At 46.7% G+C, this 13,605-nt stretch carries 13 protein-coding genes; 8 read left to right on the top strand and 5 right to left on the bottom strand.

The features are described from left to right. Window positions 1-143: 143 nt before the first annotated feature. From ABQ275_RS06120 to ABQ275_RS06095, 6 genes are all read left to right on the top strand, one after another. A complete protein-coding gene (locus ABQ275_RS06120) occupies window positions 144-881 on the top strand; it encodes a hypothetical protein (protein ID WP_349317389.1) in 738 nt (245 codons plus the stop codon). Window positions 882-970: 89 nt separating this feature from the next. Then, on the top strand, window positions 971-1,585 hold the full coding sequence (locus ABQ275_RS06115) for a TetR/AcrR family transcriptional regulator (RefSeq protein WP_349317388.1): 615 nt from the start codon (window positions 971-973) through the stop codon (window positions 1,583-1,585). 139 nt (window positions 1,586-1,724) lie between these two features. Beyond that, window positions 1,725-3,080, top strand: a complete 1,356-nt coding sequence (locus ABQ275_RS06110; protein WP_349317387.1) for a TolC family protein — start codon at window positions 1,725-1,727, stop codon at window positions 3,078-3,080. A gap of 23 nt (window positions 3,081-3,103) precedes the next feature. Next, complete coding sequence (locus ABQ275_RS06105) at window positions 3,104-4,150, top strand: efflux RND transporter periplasmic adaptor subunit (protein ID WP_349317386.1); 1,047 nt, start codon at window positions 3,104-3,106, stop codon at window positions 4,148-4,150. Between the two features lie 11 nt (window positions 4,151-4,161). Continuing rightward, window positions 4,162-7,236, top strand: a complete 3,075-nt coding sequence (locus ABQ275_RS06100; RefSeq protein ID WP_349317385.1) for an efflux RND transporter permease subunit — start codon at window positions 4,162-4,164, stop codon at window positions 7,234-7,236. 191 nt (window positions 7,237-7,427) lie between these two features. Further along, on the top strand, window positions 7,428-7,937 hold the full coding sequence (locus tag ABQ275_RS06095; RefSeq protein WP_349317384.1) for a hypothetical protein: 510 nt from the start codon (window positions 7,428-7,430) through the stop codon (window positions 7,935-7,937). 144 nt (window positions 7,938-8,081) lie between these two features. Here ABQ275_RS06095 and ABQ275_RS06090 read toward each other — a convergent pair whose 3' ends face one another. After that, on the bottom strand, window positions 8,082-8,951 hold the full coding sequence (locus tag ABQ275_RS06090; protein ID WP_349317383.1) for an aldose 1-epimerase family protein: 870 nt from the start codon (window positions 8,949-8,951) through the stop codon (window positions 8,082-8,084). 183 nt (window positions 8,952-9,134) lie between these two features. Here ABQ275_RS06090 and ABQ275_RS06085 point away from each other — a divergent pair, with 183 nt between their 5' ends. Next, the gene (locus ABQ275_RS06085; RefSeq protein WP_349317382.1) at window positions 9,135-9,851 is read left to right on the top strand and encodes a 3-ketoacyl-ACP reductase; all 717 of its coding nucleotides are present in this window, start codon (window positions 9,135-9,137) and stop codon (window positions 9,849-9,851) included. Between the two features lie 71 nt (window positions 9,852-9,922). On the opposite strand, the gene ABQ275_RS06080 is transcribed toward ABQ275_RS06085, so the two are convergent. The 3 genes from ABQ275_RS06080 to ABQ275_RS06070 are packed head-to-tail and all read right to left on the bottom strand — an operon-like array spanning window position 9,923 to window position 12,130. Beyond that, on the bottom strand, window positions 9,923-10,879 hold the full coding sequence (locus ABQ275_RS06080) for a hypothetical protein (RefSeq protein ID WP_349317381.1): 957 nt from the start codon (window positions 10,877-10,879) through the stop codon (window positions 9,923-9,925). Window positions 10,880-10,882: 3 nt separating this feature from the next. Beyond that, window positions 10,883-11,239 (bottom strand): hypothetical protein, encoded by a 357-nt coding sequence (locus ABQ275_RS06075; protein WP_349317380.1) that lies wholly within the window; start codon window positions 11,237-11,239, stop codon window positions 10,883-10,885. 54 nt (window positions 11,240-11,293) lie between these two features. Next, window positions 11,294-12,130: a lysophospholipase gene (locus ABQ275_RS06070; RefSeq protein WP_349317379.1), complete on the bottom strand. Its 837-nt coding sequence runs from the start codon at window positions 12,128-12,130 to the stop codon at window positions 11,294-11,296. A gap of 80 nt (window positions 12,131-12,210) precedes the next feature. On the opposite strand from ABQ275_RS06070, the gene ABQ275_RS06065 reads away from it, so the two are divergent. Then, complete coding sequence (locus tag ABQ275_RS06065) at window positions 12,211-12,624, top strand: hypothetical protein (protein ID WP_349317378.1); 414 nt, start codon at window positions 12,211-12,213, stop codon at window positions 12,622-12,624. Between the two features lie 4 nt (window positions 12,625-12,628). Here the strand turns inward: ABQ275_RS06065 and ABQ275_RS06060 are convergent, their stop codons facing one another. Continuing rightward, a complete protein-coding gene (locus ABQ275_RS06060; RefSeq protein ID WP_349317377.1) occupies window positions 12,629-13,603 on the bottom strand; it encodes a GSCFA domain-containing protein in 975 nt (324 codons plus the stop codon). Window positions 13,604-13,605: the final 2 nt, after the last annotated feature.

The following is a 13,605-nucleotide window of genomic DNA, read 5'->3' as shown; positions in this document are numbered from 1 at the left end:
CAATTCAGAGTATTTCCCTATATTTGGTCAGGCTACTTTACCATGTTATGAAATGCATTGCAACCCGCTGCATGCAATCCCGTTAAAATACAGCAATATGTAAAATCATTTGTTTAATTCATTCATCTGTTCAATCTATTATCGTGGTCAGTTGGGAGCGTAAGGCACTTAATTTTATTAATCAAACAAACCGCTGGAATAAGGACAAACACATATCCTCTTTTCTCGCCTTCAGTATATCTTTGCTAAAAAACCTGTTGCAGGCTGATATTGCCTTGCACCTGGAATTTGAAGATGAAAATACAGCGCGGGTGAAAGATGCTTCACCAGTGCAACTGAACAACCAGGTAGTTAATGCCGTACCTGTCAGAAAAATGCTCTACGACCATTCCTTTAAAATCATTTACTGGCCGGAGATCCCGCCTCCTCCTGAAAATATGTTTCCTGCGCTGCTGGAGGGTCTTTCTTCTGTGGTGATCATCCCCGTTTATGTAGAGCCACATCCCGGTGTGATCGTGCTGGGCTGGCGCAAGCCACAAACGTACCATAGCGACTTCCAGGACTGTATGGCATCTATCCGTTTACAGTTGAAAGAGATATTAACGCAATCACAGCAGCAGCTTCATTTCCGGGGTATAGCCGTTCGTTTTGACGCGATCCTGCAAGCGATACCCGATGCCATGGTATTTATCAACGATGAAGATGCCCAGGGATGGGTAAATCAGCAGGCCGCCGATCTGCTTTCACTTTCCGGTCCCGGCGAGCATGCTCCTGCCGTCCTTTCAGGGGCCATAGCACAGCTTCCCATCACATTCCGGGTTACCCGTCTCCCCGTTGTTTCGCAACAGGTAAATGGTCAATTGTTGATCATTAAGGAATAGACATTTACAACTTTTTAAAATTAAATTTGGAAAATAAACACTGTTCAGTATATTTGCAGTGTAAATATTGTTCAATTAAACAAGCGGATGTGGGTATAACCGAAAGAAAAGAACGCGAGAAAGCAGATATGCGCAGGCGCATTGTGGACGCTGCTATCGGGATGTTTGTGAAAGATGGGTATGAGAAGGTATCTATACGCAACATTGCGGATAAAATAGAATACAGTCCTGCTACACTTTATCTTTATTACAAGGATAAAGATGAATTATTATACGATGTACAGCGGGAAGGATTTGCGACCCTCAGTACAGAATTTGCCACAAAGATTACCCATAAGGATCCTTTCAAAAGACTGGAACAACTTGCCTGGGCTTACATTGAATTTTCCAGGGAGCATCCGGAGTTGTACGATCTCATGTTTATCATCAAAGCGCCAATGAATGCGGTAAATAAAGATGAAGATTGGAAAAATGGCGACCCTGCTTACGATGCATTGCACAACCTGATCAAGGAATGTATCGACAAGAAACTGATCCGGTTTAAAGATCCAACTGTAGGCGCTTTGTCCTTCTGGGCCTTCGCACATGGCTTTGTTAGCCTGGACCTGAGGTGCCGGTTCAAAGTTGCTGACATTGCGGAAGATGAAATGCAGAAAGTAGTAGATACCGCGATCAGGGAATACCTGCGGATTATCAAAGTATAACAACCAGTAGATCCAACATACATCAAAAAGCCTTTCGGGCTTTTTTTTAACAACATAATTAAACACTGTTCAGTATATCAACAACGATAACAAGCCCTTCCGGCTTTATTTTTTTCACTTTAAATAAACATCGTTCATTATGTCAACGATCATCACAAAAGAAGCGATGTTAACAGGCTTGCTCCTGGCAGGTTTCAACGCCTCTGCACAAAACACCGTGCTGGATCAATACATACAACAAGCCTTCAGCAATAACAAAGGGCTGAAAGACCAGCACTTTCAAATGGAGAAGGCCCTCTATGCATTGCAGGAAGCCAAAAGCCTTTTTGGTCCCAACGTTACCTTCCTGGGAAGTTATACCAAAACAGCCGGCGGCCGCACCATCGACTTCCCCGTAGGCGACATGCTGAACCCGGTGTACAATTCACTGAATCAGCTCACCAGCAGCCACCAGTTTAAAGAGTTGGACAACGTTTCTTTTCTCCTCAACCCAAACAACTTTTATGATGCGAAATTCAGGACCAGCCTGCCATTGATCAACGCTGAAATTTACTATAACCAGCAAATCAAAAAAGAACAGCTGACCCGGCAACAAGCATCCCTTAATGTATACAAACGGGAACTGGTACACGATATTAAAACTGCCTACTATCAATATTATCAGACATCACAGGCCGTAGCCATCTATAACAACGCATTGGTACTTATCAACGAAAACATCCGGATCAATGAAAGCATGGTCCGCAACGGTGTACGTAATAATACCGCTCTTTACCGCGCACAAACAGAGAAACAGAAGAATGATGCAGAGATCAACAAAGCGGTGAATGCCCGGAAGAATGCCAAAGCATATTTTAACTTTTTGCTGAACCGGTCACTCGATGAAAACGTGACCCTCGACAGTAACCTCCTGGTGATACCCGGTGTAGCCAGCGTAGCAGATATCAGCGGCCGCGAAGAACTCCTGGAATACAAAAGCGCCACTAACGTTTACCGGCTAAACGATAAATTACAGCGGACGTATATCATCCCAAAGCTCAGTACTTTTATAGATCTGGGCTCACAAGCCATGGGAGCCCGTTTCGACCATACTTCCCGGTATTATCTTTTTGGTATAAACCTGGAATGGAACCTGTTCTCATCGCATAAAAGTAAATACAGGATCAAACAGGCCGGGATGGATCTTCAATCGATCAATACCCAGGCTGAAAACACGGAAGATGCATTACGGTTACAGCTTTACCAGGCCGTTAATGATTACAGGACTGCCCTTCTCAATTTCACCACAGCGCAAAACCAGCTATCCTACGCGGAACGCTATTACCGCGACCAGCTGAAAGTATACAAGGAAGGACAACTCCTATACATAGAACTGGTGGATGCACAAAACCAGCTCACACAGGCGCAACTGCAGATTTCCGTAACACAGGCAGCAGTACAAACCGCCTACGCCAACGTGGAACGCGCACAAGCATCTTACAATATTGACAAATAATAACAACCGATAAATCTAACCACATGAAAAATACTTTGCTCCTTCTCCCCTTGTCACTGCTGCTCTTTTCCTGCGGTAACAAACCCAAGCCGGAAACTATAGACAATACAGCTATCATTCCAGTAAAAATAATGCCGCTCGAAAAACAAGGCGCTGCCTTATCCATCGCTGCTTCCGGGCAATTCACCACCGATGATGAGGTATATCTTTCTTTTAAAACAAACGGCATCATCAACAATATCCTCGTAAAGGAAGGCGACCCGGTACGCAAAGGCCAGCTGCTGGCGACGCTCAACCTCACAGAGATAGATGCACAGGTACAACAGGCCCAACTGGGATTTGAAAAAGCACAACGCGATTACCAGCGCACACAAAACCTGCACAACGACAGCGTTGCCACCCTGGAACAGCTGCAAAACAGCAAAACCTCCCTGGACCTGGCCAAACAACAGCTGGGAACGGCACAGTTCAACCGTAGCTATTCCGCCATACATGCCACACAGGATGGCTTTGTATTACATAAACTCGCCAGCACCGGTCAATACGTAACCTCCGGTACTGCCGTTCTTCAAACCAATGGCGCCCGCAACGCCCACTGGCTGCTACGTATAGGCGTCAGCGACAGAGAGTGGGCACAGGTAAAAACAGGCGATAAAGCAACGATAGAAACCCCCTCAATTCCGGGTAGCACCCTATCGGGGACGGTTACACGTAAATCGGAAGGTATTGATGCGCAGAGTGGCACTTTTATTATAGACATCCAGCTTACCGGCGCCATGCCCGCAGCCATTGCAGCAGGCATGTTTGGCCGTTGTCATATCACCGCCAGCGGCAACAACAGCAGCACTGCCTGGAGCATTCCCTACGCCGCCCTGCTTGACGGTAACGGCAGCAGCGGCTTTGTATTTATTACCAACGACCACAAAACCGCGCAAAGGATTCCTGTCACCATAGCAGGTATGGAAAAAGATCATGTACTGATCAGCGAAGGAATGGAACAGGCCAAAGCCCTCATCATTTCCGGCAGCGCATATCTCAAGGATCAATCACCCATCCGCATCATCCAATAACTTTTACTGCCATGAAAATATCTGAATACGCCGTTAAAAATTATCAGTTCACCCTGGTCATATTCCTCATGATCATCGTGTTGGGCATCACCACCATCCTGAATATGCCCCGTTCCGAAGACCCGGAAATGAGAGCGCCGCAATTTACCGTCATCGTAGTGTATCCCGGCACCAGCCCGAAAGATATGGAAGACCTGGTAGTAGACCCGCTGGAGAAAGATGTATATGGGCTGGACGATATTAAACGCATACGCACTTCCATCAGTGACGGCGTTGCGGTGATGCGCGTAGAATATAAATACAGTTCCAACGTAGATCAGAAATACCAGGAGCTGGTACGCGAAGTGAATAACAAAAAGAAAGATCTGCCCGCCGACATTTATAGTATAGAAATCAGGAAGATGGAACCTTCCGATGTAAACGTATTGCAAGTGGCGCTCATCTCTGAAAATGCATCGAGAGATAAGCTGCGGTACTACTCGGAAAAGCTACAGGAAGAACTGGAAAAAGTATCCAGCCTGAAAAATGTAAAACTACACGGTTTGCCGGAACAACAAGTGCGCGTAGAGTTGCAACTGGACAAAATGGCGCAACTGCATTTACCCATAAACACAGTGATGACAGCCATTCAGAGCGAAATGGGCAACATCCCCGGCGGCAGCATTGACGCGGGCGATAAAAGTTTCAATATAAAAACCAGCGGCAACTATCAATCACTCGAAGAAATCAATAACACGATTGTAACCGCTGCCAATGGTAAAAATATTTTTCTGAAAGATATTGCCAAAGTCTACTATGGTTTTGAAGATGAAAAATATTTCACCCGGCTGAACAGTCACCGCTGTGTGGAAGTTTCTGCCGCACAGAAAGCGGGTGAAAACATCAGCAAAACACAGCAGGCATATAAACCTGTTATAGAGAAATTTAAAAAGACCTTACCCGCCAACATCGACCTGGTACAGTATTTCGATCAGGCCGACGCGGTAAACAGCCGGTTGTCCGGGCTGGGGAAGGATTTTATCATTGCCATACTGCTGGTAGCCCTTACCCTGTTGCCATTGGGGCAGCGACCCGCGTTGATCGTGATGATCTCCATTCCATTGTCGCTATCCATTGGTATTGTGTTGCTGCAACTGTTTGGCTACAACCTGAACCAGCTGAGTATCGTAGGACTGGTAGTGGCGCTGGGTCTTTTAGTGGATGATAGTATTGTAGTAATAGAGAATATAGAACGATGGATGCTGGAGGGCCACAGCCGGATGGAAGCCACGCTGAAAGCCACTTCACAGATAGGGATGGCGGTAGTTGGCTGTACGGCAACGCTGATCATTGCTTTCATGCCGATTGTATTTATGCCGGAAGGTAGCGGAGATTTTATCCGCAGCCTGCCGCTGGCAGTCATCTTCAGCGTACTGGCATCTATGGCTGTATCATTGACAATCATTCCTTTCCTGGCCAGCCGCCTGTTGAAAAAGCATACCGGTAACCCCGAAGGCAACATCTTTATGCGGGCGCTCAAAAGATTGATCCATGGCAGCTATGCACGCTTACTCGACAAAGCATTACAGCGTCCTGTACTCACCATCCTGGTATCGTTGCTGATATTCGGCGCAGCTATCGGTCTCTTTCAACTCATCGGTTTTGGCCTCTTCCCTGCTTCTGAAAAGCCGCAGTTCCTGATCAATGTAATAGCACCGCCACAGTCAAACCTCCAGTACACCAATAGCATTGTGCAGCAACTGGAGAAAGAGCTGCAGCAGGAAAAAAGCATTAAATTCTTCGCCAGCAATATCGGTAAAGGCAATCCCCGTATCTATTACAACGAGATGCAGGAAAATGAACGGAGTGACTATGCACAGATCTTTGTACAACTGGATGAACATACCAGCGTAACAAATAAGATGGCGCTGATAGAATCGCTCCGTAAAAAATGGACACCTTATCCCGGCGCTAAAGTAGAAGTAAAGAATTTTGAACAAGGGCCTCCCGTTGTAGCACCTGTGGAAGTCAGGCTGTTTGGCGATAACCTGGATACCCTGCGTACACTGGCCGGCAACGTAGAAAAGATGTTGGAGAAAACACCTGGCGCCATGTATATTTCCAACCCGGTGAGCAACATGAAGTCTGATGTACGTGTACATATTGACCGGGAAAAGGCGCAGCAGCTAGGCATTCCAACCGCCAATATCGACCGCTCTGTTCGTTTAGCCGTTGCCGGTATTAACCTGGGCAGATATAATGACAGGAATGATAACGATTATGACATCCTGCTCACGAAACAAAAAACGGGTACGCCTACACTGGATGTATTCCGGGATCTCTTCGTAAACAACAACCAGGGTACGGCTATTCCCTTATCGCAGGTGGCTGATCTGCGGTTGGAAACATCACCGCTCAGTATTCATCACCAGGAAAAGAACCGGGTGGTAGCAGTGGGCGCCTTTGTGAAAAAAGATTTCCTGGTTGACCGGGTTATCACGGATGTAGTAAAGCAGATGGATGCGATGAAACTACCGGCGGGCTACACTTATGAGATGGGTGGTGAAGTAGAAAGCCGGAAAAACTCTTTCGGTGGCTTCATGAGCATTATCATTGTAACCATCTTCCTGTTTGTTGCTGTACTGGTACTGGAGTTCAAGACATTCAAAAGTACGTTGATCGTATTATCCGTTATCCCGCTGGGGATTGTGGGGGCCGCTGTTGCTTTATGGATCACCGGTAATTCCTTATCGTTCATGGCCATTATCGGCCTGATCGCATTGGCCGGGATAGAGGTCAAGAACACCATTCTGCTGGTAGATTTTACCAACCAGCTACGTATGCAGGGTAAGTCACTGGAAGCGGCTATACGTGAAGCGGGTGAAGTACGGTTTTTACCAATTGTACTGACCTCCTTAACGGCTATTGGCGGACTGATCCCCATCGCTATCTCTACCAATCCGATGATTGCCCCGGTAGCCATCGTACTGATTGGCGGCCTCGTCAGCTCTACGTTATTGTCGAGGATCGTTACCCCTGTTGTGTATATGATGATGCCCCCGCGGGTCGACCAGGAACACAGGATTTTAGAAAGATTACCTGATTGATCTTTTGTTGTTTATATATTTATATAAAAGATTAAATTGATTTCTTGCTTTTCATTTATTTATATAAGAGATTAAAAAGATCAATCAACAAAAACACCCAGCAGGTTGATCTTTTTAATCTTTTTAATCCTGGTAATTCTTACATTTAGGATCAGTTTTAACCACACCATCCTTTTGAAAAATAGATTCTTATGAAAAAAATCCTCCTGGCATTTTCGGCTATGCTACTGATCGTAGTATTTAGTACGCAGTCCTCACAGGCTCAATTGAAAAGGTTTAGTATTGGCCCTTACCTGGAAGCAGGTGGCCCCACCGGTGATTTCAGCAAAACGCATAAACCAGGTTACGGTATCGGCTTAGGTGCAGATGTAAAACTGATTGCCGGTTTAACAGCAGTAGGTTCTGTGGGCTTTATGTATATGAAAGGTAAAACGATTTCCAATGGCACCATTGATGTACCTTCTGCCAAAGTAATCCCGATCCGTTTGGGTCTGCGCTATACGCTTATTTCCATCCTTTATGTGAAAGTAGAAGGCGGTACCGCCCAATTTACCGGCGATTACAATCAGGGCACCGGCGCATTATTCGCTCCCGGCTTGGGCATCCGCATATTGGGCCTCGATGTAGAAGGCAAATACGAAGCCTGGTTTAAAGATGGTACCCATGGGTTCTGGGGACTGAAAGCAGGATATAATTTCTAGCAGGGGCTTGAGGAAATAAGAAGATTTACGAATTTTTTGATTTACGAATTTAGGGATTTGAAATGCAGCGGATATATAGGCATATATGGTTATCTGCGCTGTATTTCAAATCCCTAAATTCGTAAATCAAAAAATTCGTAAATACTAAAAAAACGTTGCCGTCCAGGTTCTTTCAAATTTTTTTCCGGGAGATAACCGGTTGATGCCTTCCTTTTCTCTCAGTTCACCTGTTGCTGCTACGCTATCGGCGATACCACACCAGGGTTCAATACAAACGAAGTCCGCATCTTTGGCTGCCCAGATGCCCATATAAGGAAAGCCTTCGAAGGCCAACGTGAGGCCATGCGGCGTACTTTTGCTCTTAATGCTGATAGCTGTTGATGCGAGCTGTTTGAATACCAGCGCATCTTCATAAAACAAAGATTTATGCAGCGGCAACTCGTGCGTATGCTGTAACATAGGTTGCGGCGACAATCCAATTTGTCCTGTTGTGGTCACCGGCCATCTGTCGGCATTTTCTTCCTTATTAAAATAGAGGTAATAATCTTCGTAGGTAGTACCTTCTACCAGCGGTACATTAAAAGCCGGATGGCCTCCTACGGAAAACAGCAACTCCTGCTCATCCTTATTTTCTACCAGGTAGGTTACCTGTAGCTGATCATCCTGCAAAAGATAGGTGATGCTAAATGCAAACCTGAAAGGGTATACCAGCCGGGTAGCTTCATTATCGGTCAGCCTGAACGTAACGTAATCGGTGCCCTGTTCCGTAACGGTAAAAACCTGCTCCCGTGCAAAGCCATGACGGCCCAGCGTATAATCATCTCCGTTATAATGATAAGTCTGCTCTTTTAGTGCGCCGACAATCGGGAACAGCGCAGGGCTTTTTTTACCCCATATGGCAGGATCCCCGTTCCATAAGTATTCCAGGTTAAAATCCTTACTGAAAATATGCTCGAGTTCCGCCCCCTTCTCAGTCAGCGATACCGTTAGTTTTTCGTTGGAAATCTGTATCATAACAAAAAGTTAATGCGAATAGTGATTTGTTGGTTGATGATGAATGCTGACTTTTTATTTGCAGCGAAGATAGGTTGTAATTTAGAATTTTACTACCGGGAGCTAACCTGAGGGGAACAAATTCGTGCTGGAAAGCCCTTACCTTTGCAGGATATACTAACAGCAAAAAACGGAGACATATATATGGAATCATTAAAAGGAAAGAAAGTACTTATTACCGGTGGTGGTAAAGGGATTGGCCGTGCAATAGCGGTGGCGCTGGCGCATGAAGGGGCAGATATAGGCCTGATGGGCCGTAGTGCAGGCCCGCTGGAAGAAGTAGTGAAAGAAGTAAGCAGTCTTGGCGTAAAAGCCGCCTATGCGGTGGCCGATGTATCATCCATAGATGCGGTGAATGAAGCGGTGGCGCAGCTGACCAAAGAGCTGGGTGAAATCGATATCCTGATCAATAATGCAGGCATTGCCGCCTTCGGGGGCTTCCTGGAACTGTCGCCCACCCAATGGGAACAGATCATCCAGGTAAACCTGCTGGGTGTTTATTATGTTACCCGCGCCGTGTTACCTGGCATGATTGAAAGGAAAACAGGTGATATTATCAATATAGCTTCTACTGCCGGTCAGCGTGGTGCGCCCCTGACCAGTGCTTACAGCGCCTCCAAATTCGGGCTGCTGGGCCTCACTGAATCCCTGATGCTGGAAGTAAGGAAACACAATATCCGGGTGAGCGCCCTCACGCCAAGCACCATTGCTACAGACATGGCGAAAGAACTTAAACTGACGGATGGTAATCCCGAAAAGGTATTGCAGCCGGAAGACCTGGCGGAATTTGTGGTATCCCAGCTGAAGCTGAACAGAAGAGTGCTGGTGAAGTCAGCAGGCTTATGGTCTACCAACCCATAATAGCAGGACCTGTTAAAGAAAACATGACGGCGTAGGATACACCTGATCTACAGGTGTATCCTACGCCGTTTTTACAACGTGACCCTTTCTCTCGACAATGCGAACCGCACGCCAAATACAGCCAGGATATTATTTACCTTATCAAAATCCTTCCCGAAAGAAGCCACTGCAAAGAAGCTGTCACTGATCATAAAGTTAGCCACCAGTGCCAGCCGGTCGTAGTTGACATGGGTATCCAGGTGCTGCCTGTTTACGTATTCAGCAGACAGGTCGAAGCGGCCTTTCTGATAGTTGACGGCCAGTCCATAGTCGAGCAGGTTGCTGTCTGCCGGCGTATTGCTTCCCCAGCTGTAACGTCCCAGGGCAATAAAGTCCAACGGAAACTTATCAGGCGCCCAGCGGATATTGGTCCACAGGCCGGAGCGGGACGTAGACAGGTTTTTGAATGTACTGTTAGGGGCATTACCCACAACAGCACCGGCCAGCTCCACAATCACGATCCCTTTATTCCTTTGCACATCAAATAGAGCGCGGAGTTCTGCGTTCTTCTGCGCAATGGCGGTAGTATCCAGCAGGGCCGGATCTTCCACAGCCAGCAGGTCGGCGATCTCCTGTTTCTTTTTGAGCATGGCCTCCCGGTTCCTGCGGTAGTAGAATTTGAACACCTGGGTCCTGAAGCCTGCAGACAGGTTGGTACTGGTATCCGTTTTAAAGGTAGCGGCAGAGATGTTGAAAGTCTGCAATACCGGGAACCTGTTATTCAGGTACTTCTCAAAGGTAAGCCGGGGTTTATTCGTGAGCCAGAATGGGGTTACATCCACTGCACCGCCCTCCCACAGGTTGATCAGGCTGATCCCGAATGCTTTGGGATTAACAGGCTTGTCAATAGCTGCGGGTGCCTTGCCCGCCAGGATAAACCCCGGCGCCGTTGGCATAGCCATGTCCGTTATCCCAAGTGTATCTTTCATCTGCCCATAGCTCAGGCTGGCTGCAGTTGAGAGCAGCAGGAGCAAAACAAATCTCTTCATTGTCTATTTGAAATTAAAATCCAGGAGAAACGAAATAATATCGCCATCTACATTAACAGCATCCTGGTACATGACTACGTTAGGCTTACAGGATTCAAAATAACAGGTAACCACCATACCATTTGTGAGCACATTTGCATCCAGGATATTGGTTGTTATTTTCAATACTTTACCCCGTAAATCACCGCCATTTCCCAGGTTCAGGTTACGGATCTCGCCTTTTGCCAATACGTTTGCTGCTTTATCAAAGCGAACAACACTGGCGCCTATCTGGGCATTACCGATACTGATAGTCAGGATCACATCGGATGCCGCGTTAACGGTAAGGTCGACGTGTTCCTTTCTCTTCTTAATAGCCATAGGTTAGTATGTTACACTTGCTAAAATAGGCGCTTGCTGCGCATTGTATATACGTTATCTGATACCGCTCAGCCAACCGGCAATAAAAAGCAGTACTTCTTTCCTGTTCACCTCATTATGCAGTTCATGATAATCTCCTTCCCATTCCTGGTAGCTGAGCAGGCTTGCCGGCGCACGTTCGGCAAACAGGCGGGAGCCTTCCACTGCCGTAAACTCATCTGCACTACCATGTATCAGTAAAGATCTTATTTGCAGCTCACCGGCATGTAACAGGCACCAGGCGCCGTTCCGGATCATATCATTTGCGAGGCGGAGGCTCAGTTTATCGTGCCGCAGCGGATTGCGGCGGAATTTTTCCACCGCTTCCTTGTCATGGGAAATTTTGTTGATATCCAGTCCCTGGTTGATGCGTACATCGGGCAGCACGCCACTGAGGAAGCGCAGCAAGCCCCTGAGCAAAGCTCCCGGGCGTCTGCCAACAATCAACGCCGGCGCGGATATAACCGCCGCCTGGATAGCAGGTTCCCTTTTCAGCAAAAAGCCTGTGAGCACGCCGCCACCCATACTATGACCATACATCACCACCGGCTTGTCGTACAATTCTTTTACATGGTCCAGGTAGTCCTGGAGGTAATCAAACATAAATTCAAAACCCGGTGAAGCGCCTCTTTTACCATCGCTTTTACCGTGTCCGTAGTGATCGATACCTGTTACAGCAAAGCCCTGGCCACTAAAAAACTTTGCTACATGGTCATAGCGGCCTACATCTTCCCCAATACCATGGACAATGATCATCACCCGGCTGAAGTTGTCGGGGATCCAGTTGATGCCATGAAAGCGCGTGTGTTGTGCTGACCAGTAGAAGTCATTCATATCAACGAATATAAACATTATTCAAACTCAAATTACCCCTCTCTATTAACGCTGATTTTATATTTTTGCGTCCATATCTATCAACATAAATATTCAGCATGCACAAAAATGTTACGGCTCAGCCGGTGTACAGCATCCCTTTGAGTTACCGTAGAATGGAAAACCTGCATATTGTTTTCTGGCTGCTCAAAGACATCAGCTGGTGCATGATATGGAAGCCGCTGGGAATAGCGATGATTTTCCCTACCCTGATTATTTCCATTGTCATTGCATGGCGCACCAGGCAGTATATGTCTGAGCTATGCCATAATGTAGCCATCACCGTATGGATAACCGCCAACTCTTACTGGATGATCAGCGAATTTTTACATTTTGATGAACAGGTGATTGTGGGAGAGATCACCTACAGATACCTGGCACTGATCCCGTTTATTACCGGCATATTGATCCTGGCGTATTATTACCTGTATTACCAGCCAAGACATAAGGACGAAACGGAGATCGTGGAGTAGACTATCATTGCTCAAAATACTTCATCAGGTCGTCCAGCTTCAGGTGCGGATGCGCTTCCATCAATAGCTTCACTTTATCTGCGTAGGTGCGCATAAACTGCTGATGCTGGCTGCTCCGCGGATTAAACGGCCGGTGTTGTGCTGCCCTGTTCAATTCCGTGATGGTATGCAACAGTGCCTGATCACCGGTATTTATACAAGCTTTCACCACCTGCTCCCATACGTAGTTCACTGCGGTGGCATTGGGATGTACCATATCATCTTTATAAAAACGATAATCGCGCAGGTCATCTATCACCAGCTCGTAAGCCGGGAAATAATAGAGACGGGAGAATTTATTTACCAGGTGATGTACCGCCTGTAGCAGAATAGCTTTGCTGAGATTATTTTCTACTACCCCATCCCGGATATAACGGACGGGGCTAACGGTAAAGAGTATATTAATTTTACGGTTGCGGAAAAATAAACGGTGCATCACATTGTCCAGCGCCGTGATCACTTCTTCTGCGGTCAGCATCCTTTTGTAAAATGCGGTTGCAGGCACTTTGTGACAGTTACCTACGATGCGATTATTTTCTTTCAATACATATGCATGTGCGGAACCCAGCGTCAGGATCAGCCAGTCGGCCTGCTCCATACTGCGCATAGCGGTGGCCTGTGCAGCGTTGATCCCATCCAGTGCAGCATCTGCGGTAAGTGCAGAAAAACGGCTGTGATGGTCCCAGCTGTTCCAGGTATCATTATGTTGGAAGAGGTCTTCTTTGGTATATATTTTTCCGTCGAGATAAGTAGTCAATGCCCTGGTAATGCTCAACGGGTTGTAGAGGATGCCATGCGGGTTGATCACAGTATTAAACCGGTGTTCCTGTAGTTTTTCGCCTATTTCTTCTGCAAAACAGGAGCCCATCAGTAACAGTTCATCGCTGTACCGGATAGCAGGTTCCAGTGGCGCCACGGGAAAGCTTAAATGAAATTGCATGT

Origin of the sequence: Chitinophaga sp. MM2321 (assembly GCF_964033635.1) — a bacterium.
GTDB lineage: Bacteria > Bacteroidota > Bacteroidia > Chitinophagales > Chitinophagaceae > Chitinophaga.
Note: the sequence above shows the minus strand (reverse complement) of the source record. Positions and strands in the feature narration are given on the sequence as shown.

Coding starts and splice junctions, on each gene's coding strand:
- ABQ275_RS06105 (WP_349317386.1), top strand. CDS start 3,104: ATGAAAAATACTTTGCTCCTTCTCCCCTTGTCACTGCTGCTCTTTTCC.
- ABQ275_RS06065 (WP_349317378.1), top strand. CDS start 12,211: ATGCACAAAAATGTTACGGCTCAGCCGGTGTACAGCATCCCTTTGAGT.
- ABQ275_RS06085 (WP_349317382.1), top strand. CDS start 9,135: ATGGAATCATTAAAAGGAAAGAAAGTACTTATTACCGGTGGTGGTAAA.
- ABQ275_RS06090 (WP_349317383.1), bottom strand. CDS start 8,951: ATGATACAGATTTCCAACGAAAAACTAACGGTATCGCTGACTGAGAAG.
- ABQ275_RS06070 (WP_349317379.1), bottom strand. CDS start 12,130: ATGTTTATATTCGTTGATATGAATGACTTCTACTGGTCAGCACAACAC.
- ABQ275_RS06110 (WP_349317387.1), top strand. CDS start 1,725: ATGTCAACGATCATCACAAAAGAAGCGATGTTAACAGGCTTGCTCCTG.
- ABQ275_RS06095 (WP_349317384.1), top strand. CDS start 7,428: ATGAAAAAAATCCTCCTGGCATTTTCGGCTATGCTACTGATCGTAGTA.
- ABQ275_RS06060 (WP_349317377.1), bottom strand. CDS start 13,603: ATGCAATTTCATTTAAGCTTTCCCGTGGCGCCACTGGAACCTGCTATC.
- ABQ275_RS06075 (WP_349317380.1), bottom strand. CDS start 11,239: ATGGCTATTAAGAAGAGAAAGGAACACGTCGACCTTACCGTTAACGCG.
- ABQ275_RS06100 (WP_349317385.1), top strand. CDS start 4,162: ATGAAAATATCTGAATACGCCGTTAAAAATTATCAGTTCACCCTGGTC.
- ABQ275_RS06080 (WP_349317381.1), bottom strand. CDS start 10,879: ATGAAGAGATTTGTTTTGCTCCTGCTGCTCTCAACTGCAGCCAGCCTG.